Source organism: Deinococcus metallilatus (genome assembly GCF_004758605.1).
Lineage (GTDB): Bacteria > Deinococcota > Deinococci > Deinococcales > Deinococcaceae > Deinococcus > Deinococcus metallilatus.
Map to the genome: position 1 here is coordinate 140,959 of NZ_CP038510.1, position 22,695 is coordinate 163,653.

Consider the following 22,695-nt stretch of genomic DNA (forward strand, 5'->3'; position numbering starts at 1 on the left):
GGCAGTCTGGGCGGAAGAGCCAGACCGGAGATTCAGGTTCGTGGTTGTCCGCTGGGGGTGCCCACGACGGGTGGGGCGTGGAAACCGCACTGTTCCGGGCCTGCTCCGTCGTGGGGCAGTACGTGGTGTAGCCTAGGTCGCCGCAAACGTAGGCCCCATGTCGCTCGGGCAGGAATGCCAGCGGTGGCAGTCGTCGTAAGGGGCCTGAGCGGGAGCGCACAGCATGAAAACGCTGGCGGCTGCCCCACATTTGCCCGGGCGGGAACACACCCATCGGGCAGTCGGCTGCGATAGTAGAGACACTGATGGCGAAGGAGAGGGAAAGGTTGACGTACGAGCAGGCCAGAGCTGCCGTGCAAGCTGCGGGATGGACCACCCAGCAGGTGTACCGCAAGAACTGGCGTCAGATTCCCGGCTTGCCCAGCGCCCCTGAGCAGGTCTACCGGGAGTGGCAGGACTGGCGGACCTTCCTAGGAACGGCGCGGAGATTTCTGACGCTGGAAGAGGCCAGCGCAGCAGTCCAGGCCCAGGGGTATCAAAGCTCCGCCGAGTATGAGGCGCGTTATCAGGAGGTGGAGGGGTTGCCTTCCAATCCAGACCGCTTCTACGAGGAGTTTCCCGGCTGGGGTACCTTCCTCGGGACGGGCCGGACCCGGCGTCAACCCACGCCGTTGAGCTTTGCCGAGGCCCGGACCCTGGCCCGCAGCCTGGGGCTAGGCTCGAGCACCGAGTATTTCCAGAAGGTGCAGGAAGATCACCGCCTCCCGACCCGGCCCACCGCCTTTCCCGAGTGGCAGGGTTGGGAAGATTTCCTGCAGCTTCCAGGGCGACTGTCCTATATCGAGGCCTCTCAGGTGGTGAGGGAGATGGGCGTCACTGATGCTCGGGCCTACGCGCGCCTATACCGTCAGCATTCCAGTCTGCCCAGCATGCCCAGTGAGGTGTATCCAGAATGGCAAGGCTGGGCAGCGTTTCTGGGGCAGGAGGAGGGCAAGCCCTCGCGGTTCCTGAGCTATGACGAGGCCTGCCGAACTGTGCGGAGGGCAGGTATTATCAGCTTCCGGCAGTATTCGCAGGTCTACCGGCAGTATCCTGGCCTTCCCAGTACCCCCAATAAGGTGTACTCCGAATGGCAAGGCTGGGAAGTTTTCCTCAAGGGAAATTGACTCCTCAGTAGACATCAAGTCGAGCGGCGCGACGGATACTTGAATTTGGGTTACTCGAGCCCTCCCCAAAATTGTTTGTAAAATGGATCTCGATATGGGAATCGCCGGGGAGATAGGCCCCGGCGATTCCCGAAAAAAGCTTACTGTACTTGGATGTTGTCCTGCGTGACGAGATAAGTGTTCTTGCCATTCGCCGCCTTTACGGTGAACGAATAGGCGGTATCGGTGTTCGTCTTATCTGTAACGGTAATCGTGCCAGCAGTTGTGTTAGTGCAGGCGGTCAGCAGGTCGGTGTCTAAGTCGGCATATTTGCCGTACGTGCGCTTGTCGCCTTGATAAGCCGTTTCGGCAACCTGAAGCGCCTTTCCGCAGTTAATGCTGGCAGTATCGTAAGCACGCTTACGTGCTCCTAGCAGGTTTGGGATCAAAACCGCCGCAAGGATCCCGATAATCGCGATCACGATCAGCAACTCGATGAGGGTAAAGCCCTGGGTTCCGTTCTTCATAGTGTCTCCTCAGTGGCCGTCGGGGTAAGGAATCGGGAGAAAGTTCCCTCGGGCCGGGGATAGCAATTGAGTTCGGCTCCCTTACCGTACTCATAAAGCAGATATAGCCTCACCCTTCTTACAGGAAGCTTACGATCAAGGCCGCGCCCTAGCCCCGCGCTTCGGGGTGCTGAGCTACGGGGGCTTGTATGCCCTGGGAATCAGGGCGGCCTGACGAACTCAAGGACGCCTGGGGAAGCGGGACGAGGCTGCCTAAAGCTGTTGAGAGGGGAAGGAGGTCGAGTCCCGTCAGAGAAGCGATACCTTTGGCGACCTCATGGGAAGGCCATAAAAGGGCAGGTATGGTGGTGCTCGCGCTGCCTACCCCCAAATGGGGGCCTATCCTCCCCCCCAATTTTGGGTGTTTCCTGCTTCTGCGGATCGTCAGGATGAGCGCATGAACGGCTCTCTCTTGAAGCGGCAGGTAGCGGGCTTCACACTGCTGGAAATACTTGTGGTATTAGCCGTTGCCAGCATTTTGTTGTCCATTGGCGGCTGGCTCTTTTCCAGACAAATCCGCGATGCCAGAAGCATGGACTTTGTCGAAGCTCTCGCCCAGGACATCAACCTGGCACGCAGCGTTGCGATGGCCAAAGGGCAACGCACGCAAGTCGAATTCGTCTCCGCCAACCAGTACGTCGTCAAGAATCTGGATGCAGCGGGGCAACCGGTCCTGGCTTCCCAGAAGAATACGTCCGTGACCATATCTGGGGTGAATGTGGGCGACAAACTAATCTGTTCGTCCGGTGGCTTCTGCCTGGGGTATACAGCGGCGGGGGCCATGAAGACCCTCAATCAGGTGAGCTGCACCTTCAACGGGAAGACGCGGGTGCTTAGCATCACGGTGCTAGGCCTGACCAGGATCGAGTCGTGATGCGGGACGCTGGCCTCACCCTGGTTGAGACGCTGGTAGCGATTGCGCTGCTTGCGGTGGTCTCGCTATTTCCCATCCTGCTGTTCGTGCCTTCTATGCAGACCAACAACACCGCCAAGCAGCGGACGCTGGCGCTGCGGGCCGCCGAGACGTGGCTGGACCGCTACCGGGCCAACCAGGAACCGATGCTGGCGGTTCCTGGCCTCTGCACGGTCAGCGGAAGTGTCGTGACCTGCACCTACCCTTACAACTACAGTTATTCCAGCTCCGACTGGTCGACGCATGACGCGCAACTGGCAAGCATCATGTCGCCCTTCCGCCACGTCGTCACCCTGAGGGTGCTGGCGTCAGGCGCCAACGTGTGGGAGTACGAGGTGAGTGCCCAGACCTTCTGGAAGCAGGGTTCCCAGGAAAAATCGACCACGCTCACCACCCGGATGGCCTTCTGATGCGCCGGGGAGAGCAGGGCTTCACCCTGATCGAGCTGCTGGTGGCAGCGGCCATCGCTCTGCTGCTGCTGGGACTTATTGTCAGCCTCCTGGCCACCAGCCTCCACATCCAGGCACGCGAAAACCAGAATGTCCCGGTCCAGCAGGCCCTCCGGGCCTCCATCGAGGTCATCGCCCAGGACCTGCGCGCCTCCATCGGTCCCCGCGTGATGTACGCCGACGTCAATGGCGCCGGGAATCCGGTTCCGTCTGGCCTCGCCCTCAGCACCGGTACCTCCGTCACCATTCTTGTACCCCAGGCCAACTCGACCTTTGTTGTTTCGCCCCCGGTGGGCTATCCGAATGTCAGTTCTCTGCCCGCACGTAGTTTCACCGTCGTGTCCCCCACCAGTCTGACCGACACCGGGGGAACCTCCCAGAGTTGCAGCGCCGCCTTCACCGGGTCCGACTACGGCGTGCTGTATTCGACCCTGAACACCAACTTCCAGGCGGGCGCGGGCCGCGCGCCCGACGCCTTCCGGGTGTTTCAGACGGCGGCCCTCCTGGCCTGCCCGACGGGGGGGGGAATTGCGGTGCTCAACCATACCCCGACGCCCCTGCCCCAGCTCACCTGGAATCCGAACACCTACGTGGTCGAGGTGATCCCGGTGCGCTATTACGTGAGCAACAGCACGCTCTACCGCCAACTGGCGGGACAGACCGCCCAGGTGGTCGCCTACAACATCTCGGCCCTGACCCTCACCTATCTGCCGGAAAACCCGGTTGCCGGGGTGGCCAACTGTTCCCCGCCCGCCACCTTCGTGCCCACCCCCACCTGTACGCCCAGAAGCGTCAACGTGACCCTGACCAGCACGCCGCAGAACGCGGCGGTTCAGGGAGCGCGGACCTTGACGGCGAGTCAGATCGTCTTCCTGCGCTAACGGAGCCCCTATGCAGCGAAACAAGCAAGATGGATTCATCCTCGTGACCGTGCTGATGGTGATGGTCCTGATCGCTTTGGTCGGCAGCACGCTGCTGATCAAATCCACGTCCGAATTGAAACAGTCGGGCAATAGTGAGGGCCAGGCGCGCGCCAGAGGCTACGCGGAAGCGGCCCAGGCCGACATGTTCTACACCCTCGCCAACCCGGGCCTGGGTTACATCAACGACGCGTTTACCCCTTACGTCAATGCCTTCGCCCGTTCGAACAGCAAGGCCGAAGAGACGGCGATTGTGCCCGCCTCGGCCTACCCAGCCGTTCTGGCCGCCATCCAGGCGGCGTTCCCTGCGCTGGCCAGCCCTTCCACCCTCACGGCAGCCTCGTATACGAGCACCATCAATTTCCGTAGCCTACGGGCCGACGAGGGCAGCTTTAATCGCAATGGGCAGACCTATTACCTAGACTACTCCATTACGGGCGTGGCCACCGCGAACGGCAACAAACGCAATGTGGTGACGGAAGGGACCATGCGCATCAACCTGGGGCGCCAGAGCCTGAACCAGTTCATCCTGCTCGCGGACGACGGCGGCAGTGGGTCGAACGGCACCAGCGGCTTCTTCGATACCAGCAGCACCTATGACGGCCCCGTTCACGTGAACAAGAACTGGGCCCTCAGCGGGAGCCCGACCTTTCTGGCCGGGGCGACCACTGCCAGTTCATACGTCTGGATGAACAATGCCCGGGGCTGTCGAGGGTTTAACTTTATTCGCGTCACCGGTCAGCAGGCCAGTCCCAACGGTTGCACCGCCCCGAACACCAACAACAAAGGGTTGCGGTACAACGCGGACGAGATTGACCTGCCAAAGAACGCCTTTTCTCAGGCCAGGGCAGCGCTGGGGATGGATGCGACCAATCTGGATGAACCGAATAACGGGCAGACCTGTCAGGCGCTGAGGGATTATCTCTCGAACTGCTCTTCCATTCCTAACGGCACGTATGTCCCTTCCAATAGTGGGAGGGTGACGGGCGGCATCTATGTGCAGGGCGATGCCAGCGTTACGCTCTCGACCTCTGGAGCCTTACAGATTTACACGATCAAGGACCAGAACAACAGGACAACCACGATTACCGTCAACTACGCGGCGAACACCACCACCTACGTCACGGGGACCAGCCTACCCAGAGTCCTCACCGGGGTTCCCAACGGGCAGCTGTACGTCTCGGGCAACATCACTGCTCTGTCCGGGCCAGCCCGGACCGGGAACCTCCCCAACCCTGCTCCCACCGACAAGGTGCCGAGTATGGTCCAGCCCGCCCTAGCCCCCAAGACGCAGCTCAATGTCGCGGCGGGGGGACAGGTGACGCTAACGGGGGACGTCACCTACACCGACGATCCCCGGCAGGTCGCCACTGCCGAGAATGTGCTGGGGATCATCTCCGGCACCGGCCATGTGATGGTCGGTGACGCAGCGCCTAAGGATATTTACGTCAGTGGGGCTATCCTGGCCGGAGCGGATGGCAAGGGGCTGGGCGTACAAAGCCCCAACCAGGTTCCGGCCAAGGGGGCGATCCACTTGTTGGGCAGTCTGGCCGAGAGTACCGACCAGTTGCGCGGTACCGTCAATAACGATGGGCAGTCCATCGCAGGCTATGCCGACGACTTCCACTTTGACCAGCGGTTCTTCAACGGAGCGGTGGCCCCGCCTTTCTTTCCGGCCACCACCAAGTTTGGCGTGCAGACGGGCTGGCCGATCCAACGGACCTGGAACGAGAAGTAAGCAGTCAGAGCCGAGCAAGGCCTCCTGCTCTCACCAAAGAGAGCAGGAGGTCTGCTTCAGGGCACACCTCAGGACGCGGGTGGCCTTCCGGCTCCTCTGCCGTCAGCTTACACCCTGCTGTTGCCGCTGACGGTTTCTCCCTTGCTGGCCAGGTCGAACCAGCCCTTGGTCAGCCGCCGCAGCCGCCCCTTTTTGACCATGCGGCCCGTCCAGCCCCGTGCGACGGCCCGGTTGCCCTCAAAGAGGACATCAGCAATCCGTTCGGTGGATGTGGGCCAAGTCAGGGTGGCGGCCCGTTCTGCAAACAGGCGCTCGGACCAGTCCCGCAGCCCCTGGACATTGGGTTTCAGCAGCCCTCCAGGTTGGACCGGCTCTAGCGGCTCACCTCCCCGCCGTTCCCGCACCTCTCTCGCTTCACGTTCTCGCTCGGTCGGCATGTCCCGGAGATACTTCCCGATGGTGGTGTTGGACACGCCCAGGTCAGCCGCGATCTCTTTCCGAGGCTCACCGGCAGCGTAGCGTTCACGGATGGAGGCGATCTGTACGTCAGTGAGGGTCCGGAACACACGGATACCGTGGGTTTCTCGCAAGTGGTGGTGCACGCTCCGCTCAGGAGAGCCGCTGAGAATCGCCAGTTGCTTCCCGGTTTTGCCCTCCGCTAGGCGGGCGCGCACCCAGGTTTCACTCCAGTAGAGGGGCAGGCCGCGCTCGCGCAGTTTGCTCTCTTCCCAGACGTGGCCTCGGCTGGCGGCCTCCCGGTAGATGCTGTTCAGCTCGTAGCGGGTGTACCGCTGCGGCCGGATATCTCCGGCCAGGGCTAGTGCCGCATGCCGAAGGAAGGAGGAGAGGTCCATTCCGATCTGCTGTGCTGCTGCCGTCAAGATGTCCAGTTCGCTCTGACTCAGTAGTACCCTCACGTCTTGCTCGCGGCCCATGAAGGGGATGCTAGCAATGAGCTGAAACGAGAGGCCCGGCACCTGGCATCAAGTCAAGACTTCTGCTTGCCCCGTCAGCCTGGTCGGTCCTCTGCGATATCGGTGAGGTCCATCGCCCGCAGCTCCGGAGCGAGGTACGCCGTCACACCCACCACCAGCAGGGTGAAGAGGCCGCCCAGCCACACACGCCATGCTGGCCCACCGGGAAGCCAGGAGCATGGCCTTTCTGTCAGGCCGTCAGGGGTGACCCGTTATGGCGTAGATGGGGATAAGCCTCGAAGATAGGACTCAAGTCTTGCACCTGGATAGGGTGAGTGAATAGCCGTGCTGGCGCAGGAATTCTTCCTCCTGCCAGAGTGGTGCAGTGAGTCGCTGCACCACCAGCAGGGGTAGGGCTACCCGGGCGGCGACCTCCGCCGCTTGTTCCAGTGACAGCGTGTCGGCGCGGCAGAGCATTGCCAGGGTGAAGGCCGCGAAGACCAGCAGCACCCAGCGGTCGAGGCCTTGAGCGGTCCGCAAGGCAAAGCGGTTCAGTCCGAAGCCGTGCTTGGCTTCTTTGAAAAAGGATTCGATGGCCCAACGCCGACCCCCCTCCCGGGCGACACAGTCGCCCGGGAGCAGTTGGGAGGCGACCGAGAAAAAGGTCCGCTCCCCACGGTCAACCCGGGCCAGGGTGAGTGTTTCCCAGGGCCAGTTGGCGAGGTTCACCCAACTGCCGTGCTGGCAGTCCTGCACGGTCACGTATCCAGGATGGTCGGTGCGTCGAGTCGAACGGACCCCAACGACGAACTCGAAGCTCAGGTCCCGCACCCCTTGGAGGAACGCCGCCGACTCAAAGCCGCTGTCCGCCAGCACCCAGACGTCAAAGCGGCGGCTCACCTCAGGCGGAACAGTGGACAGGAGGTCCAGGGCAAGCCGGACGGGGGAAGGGGTTCCCTTCCCCCGGTACACCCGGTACCCCACGGGGAACTTGAGGTCTCCGTACACCGCGTACAGCACCACCAGATGAAGACCGTAGACCTCGTTGTAGACGCGGACGAAGGGCAGCTCGCGTCCCGTCTTCGGGACGCTGGTCAGGTCCACGCACAGCCGCAAGCGAGGATGATGTTTGCGCCGTGCCGCAAGGAGCAGGGCCTCCCATTGGGCCTGGACCAGGGTCGCCCAGCAAGCCGCCGTGTCCCATTCGTACACATTCAGCAGGCGACTCAGGGCACTGGCGCTGACTGTGTGAGCCCGGTGCAGCGCCTTTTTCGTCTTCAGGTCGAGGAAGAGCCCCAGCGCCGCCTTCAGGCTGCGCTGCTGATAGGAGCTGCTGGGGACAGCCAGGAGCGCGTCTGCCAGAATAGAGGCGCGCTCCCCGCGAAGCTTGAGGTTCCACACACCCTCTTTCTCGCGTCTGGGAGCGCTTTTTCGCTACCTCTTCAGGTGCAAGTTCTGAGGCTTGCGCTTTGGAGGTTGGTTTCTGAATCCATGGAAACAGGCGAGAGAAGTGCTCTCTCTCCACGGCAGGCTACGGCTCCAGTTCAGCGCGGCGAGGTGGAATGCTGTCTGCGGGGCCATGCCAGGCTCAAGGCCGGTGGCTGGCCCGGCCCTGCATAAGCCGCCACAGGGCCTCAGACGTGACGGGCAACTCGGTCACGCGCACCCCGGCCGCGTCGCGGATCGCGTTGGCGACGGCAGCCGCGCCCGCCGTGATCGGGGGCTCACCGACGATCCGCGCCCCGAAGGGACCGTGCTCTGAGGGCCGCTCGACGATGACCGCCTCAATCGGCGGCAGGTCGGTGGCGCGCGGAAAGGCGTAATCAAGGAAATTCGCGTTGACGAGGCTACCGCCCGCGAAGTGCAGGCCCTCGTACAGGCCGATGCTGAGGCCCTGCCCGGTGCCGCCGTGCATCTGGCCCTCGACGAGCAGGGGGTTGAGCGCGAAGCCGACATCCTGGATCGAGACGGCCTCCAGCGGCGTGACCTGCCCGGTGTCCGGGTCGACGTGCACGTGCACGAGCTGCACGGTAAAGCCCGGCGCACCCGCCTTGATAGCCGCGCGTCCCTCGGCCACGACCGGGCCGGGACCACCGGGAAGGCGTTGGCCGAGCTGCGCGAGCTGCCCGAGCGTGACGGACTTTCCCGGCAACCCCTTGACGCGTGCGTGGCCTTCCACGAGCTCGACATCCTCGCGGTGCGCCTCGAAGTGTGAGGCGGCGAGGTCGAGCAGCTGATCGCGCACCTGCCTGCTCGCATCGAGCACCGCGCCCGAGAGGCTGATCGTGACCTGCGATCCTCCCGAGGCAGGCGCGTAGGGACCGCTGTCCGTGGTGCCCTGCACGATCTCGACGGCGTCCGGGTCCACGCCGAGCGTCTCGGCGGCGATCAGGACCATCGAGCTGTGGACGCCGCTGATATCGACGCTGCCGACATGCAGGCGGACCGTGCCGTCCGCTTCCACGCGGCAGACCGCCCCGGCAGGCGAGAACCCGCCCGGCCAGCCGCCGAGCGCCAGGCCCACGCCCTCACCGGGGCGCTGACCGCGCGAGCGCCAGATCGGGTGCTCGCGCGCCCGCTCCAGGCAGGCCTTGAGGCCGATGTCCGGCCAGGGGAAGCCGGTGCCGGTCGGGTCGCCTGTCTGGGCGGCGTTGAGGAGGCGGAGGTCGAGCGGGTCTTGCCCGAGGGTGCGCGCGAGTTCGTCGACGCTCGATTCGAGCGCGAAGAGCGCCTGCGGCACGCCGGGTGCCCGGTACGCGCCGACCGGGGCACGGTGCGTGAGCACCTCCAGCGTCTCGATCCGCACATTCTCGCAGCGGTACATGCCACCGATGACCGTGGCGATGATGCCCGCGTGCCCGAAGCGGAACACGCCGTTCTCGATCACGGCCTGCACGTCGAGCGCCACCAGGCGGCCCGCAGCATCGGCGCCCAGGCGGACACGTATGGCCGTCTCAGGCGTGGGCATGGTGGTGAGCATGTCCTCGGAGCGCGAGAGCACCAGACGCACCGGGCGGCGCAGGTGCAGCGAGACGGCGGCCACGAGCGCGTCGAGGATGCCGTACTTCGCGCCGAAGCCGCCCCCGACAGTCATGGGTTCGACATGCACGTCACGCTCGCGCAGGCCGAGCGTGCCCGCAACCTCGCTGCGCACGGTGTACTGCCCCTGGGTGCTGGTATAGACGGTGACTTCACCGGGGCGCGCGCCGGGTTGCGCGACGACCGCGTGTGGTTCGAGGTAGGACTGGTGGACCCGGGCGTTCGTGTAGCGGCGGTCGATCACGACGTGTGCGCCTTCGAGCGCGCGGCGGACGTCGCCGCGTTCAAAGACCCGGCGCTCGTCAATGTTGGAGAGGTTCTCGCTGCCCTGCCCCCCAGCCTCGCCGCCGTGCAGGCTCGCCATGCCCGTCCCGGCGCGCGGCACGCCCTGCGGCCAGACGTGCAGCTCGTCCGTCATCGCCTGCGCGGCGTCGTCGACGCTCTCCAGCACCTCGTAGTCGATCTCGAGCCGCCCGGCGGCGTCCTCGGCCCCCGCCTCGCTCGTGGCGACGACGACCGCGACGGGCTGCCCGGCGAAGACGACCTCGTCGAGGGCGAGGAGCATGCTGGAGCGCGAGTGCGGGGCGTGGCCGGGGTTGAGGTCATGTCCGGTCAGCACGGCGACCACGCCGGGCAGGTCGAGCGCGGCGCGGGCGTCGATGCCGCGCAAGCGTGCATGCGGGTAGGGCGAGAGCACGGGGCGTGCGTGGACCATGCCCGCGAGGGTGAGGTCGGCAGCGTAGCGAGCATTTCCCGTGACCTTCTCGAGGCCGTCGATGATCTTGCGCCGTTTGCCGAGGTGGGTCGTATCCTGCACGCGGACCTCCAGTCGTCCCTGAGTGCGGTTTGCCGTTCACGTCCATCCGCTGGTCGTTCGCTGTTGAGGAGAAAACGGGGTGAGGCATCGACCCCTGCCCCTCACGATACGCCGACGTTCCCAGCGAACCCGGCCGCGTGCCTTCAGACGCTTACTCGGTGGTTTCTCCGTTCAGGCCGGTGGGCTCCTCGCGGGCGTCCTGCTGCTTCTTCGCCTGGATCGCTCGGAGAGAAGGCAACACGTGCTGCTCGAAGTACAGTGGGTCAGGCGCGTAGCGGTACTCGAAGACCTTCGTTCTGGAGGGGGTCAGATCGCGGACTTTGCCCGACCCCGTGGCATACACGACGGCGTCGGCCGTCGCGACCAGCTCCGCGAGCTGAGGGGCGTCATGCAGGATGTAGGTCACGTCCGGCACGTGCGGCGCGAAGCGCTCGATGCCAGCACGCAGGGTCGTGATGAACTCCGGCAGGGTGGACACGGCGACCACCTGCGCGCGCGGGTCGAGGGCCGCGAGGGCGATGCGGGTCGTTTCACTCGGGATGAAGAGCATGTCGGTGATGGGGGGTGCCTCCCCCACCTGCTGGCGCAGGTCCAGCACCAGGTTCGGCAGCGTCACAATCAGATCAGGCGCGGGTGCCTGTGCCAGCACTGTCTCAAACTCCTGCAAGGTGGTCGCGGTCCACTGCGTGGAGGACGGCGTGAGTGTTTGCAGGAAGCGCACGTAATCTTCCGTGGCGTCCTGAAAGCGCCCGATGAACATCACCCGGACACCTGCGGAGGGCAGGGTATACGGCCTGGCGGAGATGCGCTTGAGCAGTTGCTGCTGATCGAAGCCGACGTGGATGGCCTCCGCAATGATCCGGTCGATCAACCCGTCAAGGTGCGCGAGCTGCCCCGGGGCCGGGTACGCGGCGGGCAACTCGTTCACGAAGGTTCCCCGGCCCGGTTGGGATGAAATCAGCCCTTCTTCCTGCAACTGTCGGTACACCTGGGACACGGTGACAGGAGAAACCCCCAGTTCGTGCGCCAGATCACGCACAGTGGGAAGGCGCGTCCCCGGAGGGAAGTCGCCGCAGGCAATGCCGTACTCGACCCGCCCCTTGATCTGGAGGCCAATCGGGATCGACGTACTCCGGTTGATCCGGAAGTCGCGGCTGAACAGGGGAGGAACGGCAACCATCTGTTACAAGTGAGTGTAACAGATAGTCTCGCTTCCTCCATGCTTTAACCCGTCTCATCCAGCAGGTTTGGCTGTGCCGCTCAGAGAGCTGCTCGCCCAAGCGAACGGAAGACGTGGAAATTGACACACCCTGTTACAGGGGCTATGCTGCCCGCAGAACCCGCTTCTGCACGACCTGTTGGTGCCCGCGAATCCGCTGGGCGGCTGAAACCGTATGCCGTGCCAGCACCTGCCGTTCATCCCTGACCCTCACGAGGAGGCGGATATGAAACACGGAAGGCTTCTCACGTCGGCCCTGGCCCTCACCGCGTTCGGCGCGATCAGCGCACAGGCACAAACCACCCTGGTGATCGGCATTCAGTCCGATCCCACCGGCTTCGATCCAGAGGCGATCCTCAACAACACCTCGGGCTTCGTCATGTCGACGGTGTACGACAGCCTGGTGAAGTACAAACGCGGCACCGTCGAGGTGGAGCCTGGACTCGCGCAGAGCTGGAAGATTTCCCCCGACGGCAAGACGTATACCTTCACCCTGCGGAAGGGGGTCACCTTCCAGGACGGCACGCCCTTCAACGCGCAGACCTTCGTGAAAAGCCTGGACCGCCTCTTCAAGAAGAACGATTCCGCCTACATCTACAACACCGGCCCCGTCGAGAGTTACATCGACTTCACGTACGGTCCCATGGACAGTTACCAAGCCACCGGCCCCTACACCGTCCAGTTCAAGCTCAAGAAGCCGTTCGCCCCGTTCCTCACCAGTCTGGCGATGGTCTGGAACGGGGTCGTGAGTCCTGCGGCCGCCGCAAAGTTCGGCAAGGACTTCCGCAACAACCCGGTCGGCACCGGCCCCTTCGTCTTCAAGGAGTGGGTGCGGGGCGATCACGTCACCCTCGCTGCCAACCCCAACTACTGGGGGGGCAAGCCCAAGGTGGACCGCCTCATCTTCAAGGTGATTCCCGATCCGCAGGCGGCGGTCCTGGCCCTGAAACGCGGGGAGGTGCAGATTCTCGCGGACGTCAGCAACCAGACCATCCCGGCCATCCGCGCCGACCCGAACCTGCGGCTCCTGACGCAGCCCGGTCTCACTATCAGCGGCGTCAGCCTGCCCTTCAATGTGAAGCCCTTCAGTGACGTGCGGGTGCGCCAGGCCCTGAACTACGCCATCGACAAGGACGCCCTGAACCGCACGCTGTACCAGGGCCTTGCCAAGACCCTCACCTCGCCCCTGCCAGAAGCGCAGTGGGGGTTCGACCCGAGCCTGAAGGGATATCCGTACGACCCGCAAAAGGCCAAGCAATTGCTCACCGCCGCTGGCTACCCCAACGGCTTCACTGCTGAACTCCTCGCTTACAACACCGCGCGCGGCTACAATCCTGCCGGGCCGCAACTCGCCATCGCCATCCAGGGGTACCTCAAACAGATCGGCGTGAACGTGAACGTGAAGCAGATGGAGTTCGGCTCGTTCCTCAGCACCGTCCGCTCGGGCAAGTATGGCGGTATGGCCCTCACCGGCTGGTCGGGCGACAACGGCGACCCCGACAACTTCCTGTACGAGCTGTTCGCCTCGCCCAACATCCCCGTCGGGAATACCTCCGGTTACAAGAATCCCAAGGTGGACGCCCTGCTCCAGCAGGCGCAGTTCAGCACCGACCGGAACCAACGTGTGAAGCTCTACCAGCAGGCGCAACGCCAGATCATGCAGGATGCGCCGTGGATTTTCGTCAACTCCACCTTGCAGGTGCGCGCGGCGCGCAAGGAAGTGCAGGGCCTCACCTTGAATCCCACGCAGATGTTCCTGGACATGCAGGACGTCTCGCTGACGAAGTGAGGCCGGACCAGGCCGGGTGAGGCATGACCAGGTACATCGCCAACCGACTCGTGCAACTGCTGATCGTCCTGTTCGGCGTGAGCCTGCTGGTGTTCATCGCGATGCGCGTTTTGCCGGGCGACGTGGCGACGCTGCTGCTGGGGGAGCGGGCCACGCCCGAGCAGCTCACCCGCCTGCGGCATCAGATCGGCCTCGACCAGCCGCTGCCCGTGCAGTACCTCAGGTTCTTGGGGGGCGTGCTGCACGGGGACTTCGGCACCTCCATCAAGACGAACACCAGCGCGCTGGGGGAGGTGCTGCGCGCCTTTCCCACCACGTTGCAACTCAGTTTCGCGGCGCTGGCGCTCGCCGTCCTGGTGGCGGTCCCGCTGGGGGTCCTGGCCGCCCGGCGCCCGTACTCGTGGCTGGACAACCTGATCATGGCCCTGTCCCTGGTCGGCGTCAGCATGCCGATCTTCTGGCTCTCGCTGATGCTGATCCTGGTGTTCGGTGGGTTGCTGGGGTGGTTGCCCACCGGGGGCAGCCTGCCCATTGGGGCGGAATTGCCGCGCGTGACGGGCCTGACCATCCTCGACAGTCTGCTGGCGCGCCGCCCGGACCTCACGCTGGCCAGCGTGCAGCACCTGATTCTGCCCACCGTCGCGCTCGCGACGATCCCGCTCGCGCTGATCACCCGCATCACCCGCTCGGAGATGCTGGGGGTGCTGTCCAACGACTACGTGCGGACGGCGCGGGCCAAGGGCCTGCCGGAACGCGACGTGATCCGCAAGCACGCCCTGCGCAACGCGCTGATTCCGGTGGTGACCGTGATCGGGCTGCAACTCGGGCTGCTGCTCTCCGGTGCCTTTCTCACCGAGACGATCTTCGCGCTGCCCGGTGTGGGTCGCCTGATGATCGAGTCGATCCTGTCCCGCGACTACCCCGTGGTGCAGGCCGCCGCGCTCGTCGTGGCGACCATCTTCATCCTGGTGAACCTGCTGGTGGACCTCACCTACGGACTCATCGACCCGAGGATTCAGTACCAATGACCACCTTGACCCCACCGGCGGCAACGCGGCGCACGTGGCTGCGCAAGTGGTTACGCCGCCCCACGGTGGTGCTCGGTGCCGCGCTGGTGCTGCTGTTCCTGTTCCTGGCCGTCGCCGCGCCGCTGGTGGCACCCTACGACCCCATTCAGCAGGACTTCCTGCGGCCCACCATGCCGCCCAGTCCTCAGCACTGGCTGGGCACCGACCAGTATGGCCGCGACCTGCTCAGCCGCGTGATCTACGGGGCGCGAACTGCCCTGCTCGCCGTGCTGGTCGCGGACGGCCTGGCCCTGGTCCTGGGAGGCTTCCTGGGACTGCTGGCTGGGTACTACCGTGGCTGGGTGGACAGCGTGCTGATGCGGGTGATGGACGTGCTGCTGGCTTTCCCATACCTGCTGCTCGCGCTGATCATCGTGGCGGGGCTGGGGCCGAGCCTGCTCAATGCCATGATCGCCATCGGGATCGTGTACACGCCGCAGTACGCCCGGCTGATTCGCGGGCAGGTGCTCTCGGTGCGCGAACTGGAGTACGTGCAGTCGGCGCGGGCGCTGGGCGCGAACGACGCGCGCGTGATGCTGCGGCACGTCCTGCCCAACAGCGTGATCGCGCTGGTGGTCCTCGCCACCCTCCAGGCCGGGACGGTGATCGTCGAGACGGCGGCCCTGTCCTTCCTGGGCCTGGGCGCGCAGCCTCCCACCCCCGACTGGGGGGCGATCCTGGCGGACGGGCAGAGTTACTTCCTGACCGCCTGGTGGATCGCCACCTTTCCCGGCCTCGCCATCCTGCTCGTCGTGCTGGGCTTCAACCTGCTAGGAGACGCCCTGCGCGACCAGCTCGACCCCCGCCGCCGTTAGAGGAGTCTCATGCGTGTCTGTGAAATGAACTGGATGCAGCTCGAAGCCTATCTGGAGCGCGACGACCGCGCCGTAATCCCGCTGGGCAGCACCGAGCAGCACGGCTACCTGAGCCTGTGCGTGGACAACATCCTGCCTGAGCGGCTGGCGGCGGAGGTCGCGGAGCCGCTCGGCGTGCCGGTCTTTCCCACCCTGAACTACGGCATCACGCCCTATTTCGCGGCGTATCCCGGTTCGGTCAGCCTGCGGGTGGAAACGTACCTGCGCGTGCTGCGGGACATCCTCGACAGCCTGGCGCGCAGCGGTTTCCGCCGCTTCTTGCTGGTGAACGGGCACGGGGGCAACAGCCCCGCGCAGGGTTTGGTGGCGGAATGGACCGCCGAGCATCCCGACTGCCAGGTGCTGTTCCACAACTGGTGGAACGCGCCGCGGGCCTGGCAGGAGGTGCAGCGCATCGACCCGGTGGCGTCCCATGCGTCCTGGATGGAGAACTTTCCCTGGACGCGCCTGACAGGGGTGCAGCTCCCGGACATCCAGAAACCGATGACGGACCTGGACCGCCTGCGCCTGCTGGCTCCCGCACGCCTGCGCGAGACGCTGGGGGACGGGAATTACGGCGGGCTGTACCAGCGGCCCGACGAGGACATGCAGGCCCTCTGGAACGCGGCGGTGCAGGAAACCCGCGACCTGTTGCAGCACGGCTGGCTGCCGCAGCCGGACGCCGCAGCGCAGGAGCGCGCATGAGGGTGCTGGTGTGGGGCGCGGGGGCGATCGGCGGCACGCTGGGCGCCTCCTTCACCCGCGCCGGACATGACGTGACCCTGGTGGACCGCGCCCCGGAACACGTGCAGGCGATCCGGGGCACCGGCCTGGGGATCACCGGCCCCATCGACGAGTTCAGCGTGCGGGCGCCCGCCTTCACCCCCGAGGAACTTCAAGGCACCTGGGACACGGTCATCCTCTGCACCAAGGCGCAGGACACCGCGCAGGCGGCGCGGCAACTGGAGCCGCACCTCACGGCCCACGGCGTCGTCGTCTCGGCGCAGAACGGCCTGAACGAGTTGGTGCTGGCGCGCGAGCTGGGGGAAGCGCGGGTGATGGGCTGCTTCGTGAACTTCGGCGCGGATTACCACGGCCCCGGCCTGATTCACTACGGGGGGCGCGGGGCGGTGGTGTTGGGTGAGCTGGACGGGCAGGACACACCCCGCCTGCACGACCTGCACGGGCTGTTCCTGACCTTCGATGACCGGGCCATCACCACGCCGAACATCTGGGGCTACCTGTGGAGCAAGCTGGCGTACGGGGCGCTGCTGTTCGCCACGGCCCTCACGAACGACAGCATTGCCGACGCGCTGGCCCGCCTGGAGTACCGTTCCACCTACATGGCCCTCGCGCGTGAGGTGCTGCGGGTGGCCGCCGCGCAGGGTATCCGGCCCGAGGCGTTCGACGGCTTCGACCCGGCGGCGTTCCTGCCGGGGGCCAGCGACGAGCAGGCCGCGCGGTCCCTGGACGATCTGGTCGCTTTCAACCGCCGCTCGGCCAAGACCCACAGCGGTATCTGGCGTGACCTGGCGGTCCGGCGGCGGCCCACCGAGGTCGTGCAGGAGGAGAGTATCGTCCGGGCCGGGCGCGAGGTGGGGGTACCGACGCCCATCACCGCGCGCCTGGTGGCGATCGTTCGGGACCTGGAGGCGGGGCGGCGGTCCCTGGGCCTCGAAAACTTGGACCTGCTGCGCGAAACCGCCGAGGCGGCGGGGAGCCGGGCGTGAACATCCGTTTCGATGGGCAGACGGTGATCGTGACGGGGGCGGCCCACGGCTTCGGGCGCGCGATCTCCCTCGCCTTTGCCGAACGCGGCGCGAACGTCTGGGCCTGCGACGTGAACCGAGACGGCCTCGCCCTGACCGAACAACAGGCCCGCGAACAGGGCACGGCGCTGAACGTCCGCGTGGTGGACGTGACCGACCGTGAGCAGATCCAGGCCTTCGTGCAGGAGGCGAGTGGGGGAGAGCGGGTGGACGTGCTGGTGAACAACGCGGGCGGCGTGCTGGGCCAGGTGGGCCGCCCGCTCGAAGAGATCAGTGAGGAGGACTGGCACGCGATCTTCGGCGTGAACGTGGACGGTGCGTTCTACTTCGCGCAGGCGGTGGCCCCGTTGATGAAGGCGCGGCACTCCGGGCGCATCGTCAACATCTCCAGCGGGGCGGGGCTGGGCGTGAGCCTGACCGGCATCCAGGCCTACGCGAGCGCGAAGGCCGCGCAGATCGGCCTGACGCGGCAGCTCGCGCACGAACTCGGCCCTTTCGGCATCACGGTGAACAACGTGGCGCCGGGCTTCGTGCGGAGCAATCCCACCACCGAGCGGCAGTGGGAGAGTTACGGCGAGGCGGGGCAGCGGAAGCTGGTGGAGGGGATCGCCCTCAAGAAGCTGGGCACGCCCGAGGACATCGCCTCCGCTGTCCTGTTCTTCGCGTCGGAGTACGCGGGCTGGATCACCGGCCAGGTCCTCAGCGTCGACGGGGGGAAGTGATGACGGAAGCGGTCGAGGCCTACTTGCGGCAACACGAGGCACGCCACCTGGAGGAGTTGCGCGAGTTCGTGGCGCTGCCCAGCGTCAGCACCGACTCGCGGCACGCGCCTGATGTCCGCCGCGCTGCGGAATGGGTCGCCGCGCAACTCCGCGCCGCTGGTCCGCTGGATGTCCGTGTCCACGACACCGCCGGGCATCCGGTGGTGACGGCGGAGTGGACCGGTGCCCCCGGCGCGCCCACCATCCTGATCTACGGCCACTACGACGTGCAGCCCCCCGATCCCCTCGACCGCTGGGATTCTCCCCCCTTCGAGCTGAGCGAACGGGACGGACGCCTGTACGGGCGCGGCGTGTCGGACGACAAGGCCCCCCTGCTGATCCCGATCAAGGTGGTCGAGGCGTATTTCGCGGCGCAGGGGACCCTGCCCGTCAACGTGAAGTTCCTGTTCGAGGGCGAGGAGGAGATCGGCAGCCCCAGCCTCGCGCCCTTCGTGCGGGCGCACGCGGACGCACTGCGGGCCGATTTCGTGGTGTCGGCGGACGGGGGCATGTGGCGGGCGGACATTCCCACGCTCACGGTCAGTGCACGCGGCCTGTGCGGGCTGGAATTCACGCTGCGCGGCCCCGCCAAGGACCTGCACTCCGGGCGGCACGGGGGCGCAGTCCAGAACCCCCTGCACGCGGTCTCCGCGCTGATCGCCTCCCTGCACGACCCGGACGGGCGCGTGGCGGTGGCGGGTTTCTACGACGGCGTGGCCGACCCCAGTCCGAAGGAACGGGCAGACTACGCGGCGCTCCCCTTCGACGAGGAAGCCTATCTGCGCGAGGTCGGCAGTCCCGGCCCCTTCGGCGAGCCGGGATACACCACCCTGGAACGCCAGTGGCGGCGGCCCACCCTGGAGGTCAATGGCCTGTGGGGCGGCTACACGGGGGAGGGCAGCAAGACCGTCCTCCCCAGCGAGGCGCACGCGAAGATCACCTGCCGTCTGGTGCCCGGGCAGGACCCACAGGCCGTGCGGGACAAGGTCGCCGCCCACCTGCATACTCACTGTCCGCCCGGCGTGACGCTCGACCTGCACCTCTCGGATCACGGCGCTCCCGCCTACCGCATTCCCGACGACCACCTGGGCCTGCGCGTGGCGCGCGCCGCGCAGCGCGACGTGTACGGCACCGAACCCCTCACCGTGGGGATGGGCGGCAGCATTCCCATCTGCGAGACATTCCACGAGGCGCTGGGGATGGACACGGTGTTCTTCTCCTTCGCGGTGGGGGACGAGAACATCCACGCCCCCAACGAGTTTTTCCGGCTCCCACGCTTCGGCGAGGGGACACGCGCCTGGGCACGCTACTTCGCCCATCTGGCGCATCTTGAGGAACCGGCAGCGATCTGACCTTCCAGGTGAAGCCATGCAAGACCTGATTCAAAGCACCGAACCCGGCACGGCCCGCCGCGTCCTGCTCGACGTGCCGCTCACCCCCACCACGGCCCTCCCCGCCATCGTCGTCCGGGGACGGGAGGACGGCCTTACCCTGCTGGTGACGGCAGGCGTCCACGGCGCCGAGTACGCGAGCATCGAAGCGGCCTACCGCCTCGCAGGTACCCGTGCGGAAGAACTGCGCGGTACGCTGGTCGTGTTGCCCATCGTGAATCCCAATGCGTTCTACCAGCGCAGCATCTATGTGAACCCGATCGACGGCAGGAACCTCAACCGCATGTTCCCCGGACGGCAGGGCGGCACCTACGCCGAACGGCTGGCGTACTGGCTGCACGAAACGTACCTCACTCACGCCGACGCCTACCTTGACCTGCACGGCGGTGATCTGGTCGAAGCCCTCGAACCCTTCAGCATCTACGCGCGGGGGCACGAGCCGTCCCGTCAGCTCGCCCTCGCCTTCGGCCTGCCGCATCTGGTGGCGAGTGACAGTTCCGGCATGTCTTACGAGGTGAGCCGCACGCATGGGGTTCCCGCCATCATCGCCGAAGCGGGTGGGCAGGGCCAGTGGGAGGCGCGCGACGTACAGCTTCTGGTGGACGGCGGGCGGCGCGTGATGGCGCACCTGGGAATGCTCGGCGAAACGTCGCCTGAACGCCAGGCGGTCGCGGAGTATGACACCTTCGCTTGGTTGCGGGCTTCTGCCTCTGGCCTGTGGTCCCCAGCTGTCCGGGCGGGGCAGCAGGTCGGGCGGGGCGAGACGGTGGGCATTCTGCGTGATTTGCTGGGTCGGGAACTGGAGACGTACCCCGCACCCGCCAGTGGGGTGGTGTTGTTCTGCGTGTCCAGCCTCGCCATGAACGAGGGGGACCCGCTTGTTGGAATCGGTGCCCAGACTGCCGCGGCGTGTCCTTGACTCCCGGTCCACGTTCAGGCCAAAGGAAGGTCGGACAGGTTATGGGGCATGACGAAGAAGAAATCGGACGGGCCGGACCGACCAAGGGGGCAACCTCAACACCATCTTCCCCGTCACCTTGCACCTGACTCTGGCATACCTCTTCCGCTGTCGCAGCGTCTACTCCATGTAGAAAGAAAGTCAGTGGTTATGCTTTTTTAGATACTCGTCCAGCGCGATGGAGAGGACGTCTTGGATCTTCTTCCCTTCCAGAGCTACATGGATCTTCAGACGCCGTTGCAAACTGCGCGGCAAGCGCGTGTTGAATGATTCCAGCGGGTCCTCCTCCGGGGCCTTGGTGATCTCCGGAAGCACCGGAGTGTCGGCCTCCCGGACCGGTGCGGCCTCCGATTCGCTGTCCACGGGGAGGTGCCCCTCGGCGTTCATCCGTCGCTTCATAGCCGCGCCGATACTCACGCCTTTCTTGCGACCGGTCACCTGAGCACCTCCGCGAGGGCCACACGGTACTCGGAGAGGTCCTCCGGCAAGGTGCCGAAGGCCTGCTCGTACTTCACGAGGTGCGGGATGACGCCGTACACCGGCAGCTCCTCTTCTTCCAACGCAAGTTGCATCTCCCGGCCCAGCCCCCCGCGCGCCTGGGTCAGCAAGATGCCCCAAGGTCCGCTGAAGCCGGAGGCCGCCAGGGCGTCAAGAGTAGGAATCAGGCGGTCTGCTTCCAGGGCATTGCACTTGGCCACGACGATCACACGTCTGGCGATGCGGGCGGCGTCTCCCAGCGCTCTCGGATCATTGGGTGGGGTATCCACTACCACCCAGTCATGCTTCATGGCCTGCGCTGCCTTCCCGTCGGGATAGATGGGAAAGGGCAGGTCACCCGCCGCCCTTGCCCAGGCTCCAGCGCTGCCTTCAGGGTCCTTATCGAGCACCGCCACGTCACGCTCCTGCCTCTTAAGGAGAGCGGCCGTGTAGAGCGCCGTTACGGTCTTCCCGACGCCCCCTTTACGGGAAAGGACCGAAATTACTTCTGCCATACAGAAAGCTTACAAGAAAGAATGAAAGGAAGGGGTTGCAACGGACAAGGGATCAACTTCTTGAGGCCTATCCGTTGAAAGCGGGCCAGCAGTGGCGCTGGGCCAGAGGGCGGGCGGCGGAGACTGCAACGTCGCTGTTGGGGGGCTTCACACGTCCCCATAGGGCCGCTGTCCAGCAGGTGACAGAGCAGCTCATCTGGTGTGAGGACTTCCCCTCCACCCCTCAGCGGAAAAATGCTTTTCAGATTTACCAGGACATCACAGCCGTCGCGCAGTGCATCAGCAGCTTCCGACTCAGGGAAGGGGGGACACGCGCGTCCAGCAGGGCCACGCTTGGTATCAATCCAGTCCCATCTCCTGGAGGTCAGCCGCGAGGACCTGTAAAGCTGCCAGCCGCTGGGTGTCCAGGCGCCCTTTATACGCGAGGACATCGTCCAGACGAAGTCGGCGGCGTGGCCCCACTTTTCGGTGCGGGAGTTCCCCGGCCTCAAGCAACTTGACGACGTATGGTCGACTGACCTTCAGAAGATCGGCGGCCTGCTGAGTGGTGATCTCAGATTCCAGAGCCGTGATCTGCACCGCTTTCCCAGCTGCGAGCTGCGAGAGGAGTTCGGTCATCAGCCCGGCGAGACGCGGGAGAAGAAAGTCAGGTTGCCGGTTGAACCGTTCCAGTTGCTGTTGGGCCGCCTGAGTGTCGGCAGGTGTGGGGAAAAAGGACGTCGTCATGGCACCTCCAGTTCAGATCTTATCGAGTGGGCGAAACGAACGAAACAAGCTTGAAAGAAAGATTTCCTTACTCTTCATTTGAGGCAGCGGGGAGGCCGAGCAGTGTTTATCGTCTGGCTGTGCCGATCCCCGACATTCTTCTGGTGTCCCGATGATCTCTGCTCTGCTGATCAAGGAGGGGCATGAACCGCGGACCCTGGACATGCCCTACCTGCGCGCCAAGCGTTCACGGCAGGACATCCTGGCGCAGACGTGGCAGTGCAAGTTCTGCGGGAAGGCCATGACCCCCCGGATGGGGGCAATCCGGGCATGGTATTTCGCCCATAGGGGTCACAACACGAGTTGGCCCTGATCGTACGTCAAGGTTGCACAAACACCCGTTTGCGCAACCTTAGCCACGGTGACCTGCCCTATCGGCAGGCCAATGGTCGCTCCGTCTCCCCTCCACCACCGTGGGTGGCCCGGGGGTTTAGGACTCGTCCCGACGATCCTGAACCAGAGCCACACGACCGGCAGCCGCACCCGCGTCACCCTGACCAGGGCCGCATCAGGTCGAGGCACACGTTGCGACGATGGGCTGGCGATCCCACCAAGGATGCTTCAGCGAACGGTCGCAGTGACGCTTGCACGCCCAAATCTGGTGGCCTGCTCTGACAGCTCGTCCGTGG

General features: G+C 65.3%; 22 protein-coding genes. 13 read left to right on the forward strand and 9 right to left on the reverse strand.

Annotated elements, in window-relative coordinates; genetic code table 11:
- Positions 1-326 precede the first annotated feature (326 nt).
- Positions 327-1,166 carry an integrase repeat-containing protein gene (locus tag E5F05_RS00640; protein WP_164973277.1) on the forward strand — a complete coding sequence of 280 codons (840 nt, stop codon included), beginning with the start codon at positions 327-329 and terminating at the stop codon, positions 1,164-1,166.
- 140 nt (positions 1,167-1,306) lie between these two features.
- Here E5F05_RS00640 and E5F05_RS22015 read toward each other — a convergent pair whose 3' ends face one another.
- A complete protein-coding gene (locus E5F05_RS22015; RefSeq protein ID WP_129117118.1) occupies positions 1,307-1,672 on the reverse strand; it encodes a type IV pilin protein in 366 nt (121 codons plus the stop codon).
- A 436-nt stretch (positions 1,673-2,108) separates the two neighbouring features.
- Here E5F05_RS22015 and E5F05_RS00650 point away from each other — a divergent pair, with 436 nt between their 5' ends.
- From E5F05_RS00650 to E5F05_RS00665, 4 genes are read left to right on the forward strand one after another with little or no spacing between them, the layout of a single operon-like run.
- The gene (locus tag E5F05_RS00650; RefSeq protein ID WP_164973278.1) at positions 2,109-2,585 is read left to right on the forward strand and encodes a pilus assembly FimT family protein; all 477 of its coding nucleotides are present in this window, start codon (positions 2,109-2,111) and stop codon (positions 2,583-2,585) included.
- Complete coding sequence (locus E5F05_RS00655) at positions 2,585-3,034, forward strand: type IV pilus modification PilV family protein (RefSeq protein ID WP_171029482.1); 450 nt, start codon at positions 2,585-2,587, stop codon at positions 3,032-3,034. The genes E5F05_RS00650 and E5F05_RS00655 overlap by 1 nt, the downstream gene beginning before the upstream one ends.
- Positions 3,034-3,954 carry a prepilin-type N-terminal cleavage/methylation domain-containing protein gene (locus E5F05_RS00660; protein WP_129117121.1) on the forward strand — a complete coding sequence of 307 codons (921 nt, stop codon included), beginning with the start codon at positions 3,034-3,036 and terminating at the stop codon, positions 3,952-3,954. The genes E5F05_RS00655 and E5F05_RS00660 overlap by 1 nt, the downstream gene beginning before the upstream one ends.
- Before the next feature lie 10 nt (positions 3,955-3,964).
- Positions 3,965-5,731: a DUF4900 domain-containing protein gene (locus E5F05_RS00665; RefSeq protein ID WP_129117122.1), complete on the forward strand. Its 1,767-nt coding sequence runs from the start codon at positions 3,965-3,967 to the stop codon at positions 5,729-5,731.
- Between the two features lie 107 nt (positions 5,732-5,838).
- On the opposite strand, the gene E5F05_RS00670 is transcribed toward E5F05_RS00665, so the two are convergent.
- The 4 genes from E5F05_RS00670 to E5F05_RS00685 all read right to left on the reverse strand — a co-directional run bounded on the left by E5F05_RS00670 (position 5,839) and on the right by E5F05_RS00685 (position 11,681).
- Complete coding sequence (locus E5F05_RS00670) at positions 5,839-6,666, reverse strand: helix-turn-helix domain-containing protein (RefSeq protein WP_129117123.1); 828 nt, start codon at positions 6,664-6,666, stop codon at positions 5,839-5,841.
- Between the two features lie 288 nt (positions 6,667-6,954).
- Positions 6,955-8,046 carry a transposase gene (locus E5F05_RS00675; RefSeq protein WP_129117124.1) on the reverse strand — a complete coding sequence of 364 codons (1,092 nt, stop codon included), beginning with the start codon at positions 8,044-8,046 and terminating at the stop codon, positions 6,955-6,957.
- A 187-nt stretch (positions 8,047-8,233) separates the two neighbouring features.
- Entirely contained in the window at positions 8,234-10,501 is a 2,268-nt protein-coding gene (locus E5F05_RS00680) for a xanthine dehydrogenase family protein molybdopterin-binding subunit (protein WP_129117125.1), read from the reverse strand.
- 151 nt (positions 10,502-10,652) lie between these two features.
- Positions 10,653-11,681 (reverse strand): GntR family transcriptional regulator, encoded by a 1,029-nt coding sequence (locus tag E5F05_RS00685; protein WP_129117126.1) that lies wholly within the window; start codon positions 11,679-11,681, stop codon positions 10,653-10,655.
- Between the two features lie 265 nt (positions 11,682-11,946).
- Between E5F05_RS00685 and E5F05_RS00690 the strand changes: the two genes are divergently transcribed.
- Genes E5F05_RS00690 through E5F05_RS00725 form a run of 8 tightly spaced genes read left to right on the forward strand, consistent with a single transcriptional unit; the run spans position 11,947 to position 20,270 of the window.
- Positions 11,947-13,509, forward strand: a complete 1,563-nt coding sequence (locus tag E5F05_RS00690) for an ABC transporter substrate-binding protein (RefSeq protein ID WP_164973279.1) — start codon at positions 11,947-11,949, stop codon at positions 13,507-13,509.
- Between the two features lie 23 nt (positions 13,510-13,532).
- Positions 13,533-14,537 carry an ABC transporter permease gene (locus E5F05_RS00695; RefSeq protein ID WP_129117128.1) on the forward strand — a complete coding sequence of 335 codons (1,005 nt, stop codon included), beginning with the start codon at positions 13,533-13,535 and terminating at the stop codon, positions 14,535-14,537.
- Complete coding sequence (locus E5F05_RS00700; protein ID WP_129117129.1) at positions 14,534-15,391, forward strand: ABC transporter permease; 858 nt, start codon at positions 14,534-14,536, stop codon at positions 15,389-15,391. Before E5F05_RS00695 ends, E5F05_RS00700 begins: the two co-directional genes overlap by 4 nt.
- Positions 15,392-15,400: 9 nt before the next feature.
- Complete coding sequence (locus E5F05_RS00705; RefSeq protein WP_129117130.1) at positions 15,401-16,135, forward strand: creatininase family protein; 735 nt, start codon at positions 15,401-15,403, stop codon at positions 16,133-16,135.
- A complete protein-coding gene (locus E5F05_RS00710) occupies positions 16,132-17,160 on the forward strand; it encodes a ketopantoate reductase family protein (RefSeq protein WP_129117131.1) in 1,029 nt (342 codons plus the stop codon). Before E5F05_RS00705 ends, E5F05_RS00710 begins: the two co-directional genes overlap by 4 nt.
- Positions 17,157-17,921 (forward strand): SDR family NAD(P)-dependent oxidoreductase, encoded by a 765-nt coding sequence (locus tag E5F05_RS00715; protein ID WP_129117132.1) that lies wholly within the window; start codon positions 17,157-17,159, stop codon positions 17,919-17,921. The genes E5F05_RS00710 and E5F05_RS00715 overlap by 4 nt, the downstream gene beginning before the upstream one ends.
- Positions 17,921-19,312 (forward strand): dipeptidase, encoded by a 1,392-nt coding sequence (locus E5F05_RS00720; protein WP_129117133.1) that lies wholly within the window; start codon positions 17,921-17,923, stop codon positions 19,310-19,312. The genes E5F05_RS00715 and E5F05_RS00720 overlap by 1 nt, the downstream gene beginning before the upstream one ends.
- Positions 19,313-19,328: 16 nt before the next feature.
- Positions 19,329-20,270 (forward strand): succinylglutamate desuccinylase/aspartoacylase family protein, encoded by a 942-nt coding sequence (locus E5F05_RS00725; protein WP_129117134.1) that lies wholly within the window; start codon positions 19,329-19,331, stop codon positions 20,268-20,270.
- Positions 20,271-20,450: 180 nt separating this feature from the next.
- Here E5F05_RS00725 and E5F05_RS00730 read toward each other — a convergent pair whose 3' ends face one another.
- The 4 genes from E5F05_RS00730 to E5F05_RS00740 are packed head-to-tail and all read right to left on the reverse strand — an operon-like array spanning position 20,451 to position 22,027.
- Positions 20,451-20,747, reverse strand: coding sequence for a hypothetical protein (locus tag E5F05_RS00730; RefSeq protein ID WP_241687015.1), 297 nt, complete (start codon positions 20,745-20,747; stop codon positions 20,451-20,453).
- The gene (locus E5F05_RS00735; RefSeq protein WP_129117135.1) at positions 20,744-21,301 is read right to left on the reverse strand and encodes a ParA family protein; all 558 of its coding nucleotides are present in this window, start codon (positions 21,299-21,301) and stop codon (positions 20,744-20,746) included. The genes E5F05_RS00730 and E5F05_RS00735 overlap by 4 nt, the downstream gene beginning before the upstream one ends.
- Positions 21,289-21,732, reverse strand: coding sequence for a VapC50 family PIN domain-containing toxin (locus E5F05_RS22135; protein WP_483400384.1), 444 nt, complete (start codon positions 21,730-21,732; stop codon positions 21,289-21,291). Before E5F05_RS22135 ends, E5F05_RS00735 begins: the two co-directional genes overlap by 13 nt.
- On the reverse strand, positions 21,641-22,027 hold the full coding sequence (locus E5F05_RS00740; RefSeq protein WP_129117136.1) for a helix-turn-helix domain-containing protein: 387 nt from the start codon (positions 22,025-22,027) through the stop codon (positions 21,641-21,643). Before E5F05_RS00740 ends, E5F05_RS22135 begins: the two co-directional genes overlap by 92 nt.
- Between the last annotated feature and the right edge of the window lie 668 nt (positions 22,028-22,695).

Coding starts and splice junctions, on each gene's coding strand:
- E5F05_RS22015 (WP_129117118.1), bottom strand. CDS start 1,672: ATGAAGAACGGAACCCAGGGCTTTACCCTCATCGAGTTGCTGATCGTG.
- E5F05_RS00710 (WP_129117131.1), top strand. CDS start 16,132: ATGAGGGTGCTGGTGTGGGGCGCGGGGGCGATCGGCGGCACGCTGGGC.
- E5F05_RS00650 (WP_164973278.1), top strand. CDS start 2,109: ATGAACGGCTCTCTCTTGAAGCGGCAGGTAGCGGGCTTCACACTGCTG.
- E5F05_RS00690 (WP_164973279.1), top strand. CDS start 11,947: ATGAAACACGGAAGGCTTCTCACGTCGGCCCTGGCCCTCACCGCGTTC.
- E5F05_RS00695 (WP_129117128.1), top strand. CDS start 13,533: ATGACCAGGTACATCGCCAACCGACTCGTGCAACTGCTGATCGTCCTG.
- E5F05_RS00735 (WP_129117135.1), bottom strand. CDS start 21,301: ATGGCAGAAGTAATTTCGGTCCTTTCCCGTAAAGGGGGCGTCGGGAAG.
- E5F05_RS00660 (WP_129117121.1), top strand. CDS start 3,034: ATGCGCCGGGGAGAGCAGGGCTTCACCCTGATCGAGCTGCTGGTGGCA.
- E5F05_RS00655 (WP_171029482.1), top strand. CDS start 2,585: ATGCGGGACGCTGGCCTCACCCTGGTTGAGACGCTGGTAGCGATTGCG.
- E5F05_RS00700 (WP_129117129.1), top strand. CDS start 14,534: ATGACCACCTTGACCCCACCGGCGGCAACGCGGCGCACGTGGCTGCGC.
- E5F05_RS00705 (WP_129117130.1), top strand. CDS start 15,401: ATGCGTGTCTGTGAAATGAACTGGATGCAGCTCGAAGCCTATCTGGAG.
- E5F05_RS00740 (WP_129117136.1), bottom strand. CDS start 22,027: ATGACGACGTCCTTTTTCCCCACACCTGCCGACACTCAGGCGGCCCAA.
- E5F05_RS22135 (WP_483400384.1), bottom strand. CDS start 21,732: ATGTCCTCGCGTATAAAGGGCGCCTGGACACCCAGCGGCTGGCAGCTT.
- E5F05_RS00670 (WP_129117123.1), bottom strand. CDS start 6,666: ATGGGCCGCGAGCAAGACGTGAGGGTACTACTGAGTCAGAGCGAACTG.
- E5F05_RS00720 (WP_129117133.1), top strand. CDS start 17,921: ATGACGGAAGCGGTCGAGGCCTACTTGCGGCAACACGAGGCACGCCAC.
- E5F05_RS00725 (WP_129117134.1), top strand. CDS start 19,329: ATGCAAGACCTGATTCAAAGCACCGAACCCGGCACGGCCCGCCGCGTC.
- E5F05_RS00665 (WP_129117122.1), top strand. CDS start 3,965: ATGCAGCGAAACAAGCAAGATGGATTCATCCTCGTGACCGTGCTGATG.
- E5F05_RS00685 (WP_129117126.1), bottom strand. CDS start 11,681: ATGGTTGCCGTTCCTCCCCTGTTCAGCCGCGACTTCCGGATCAACCGG.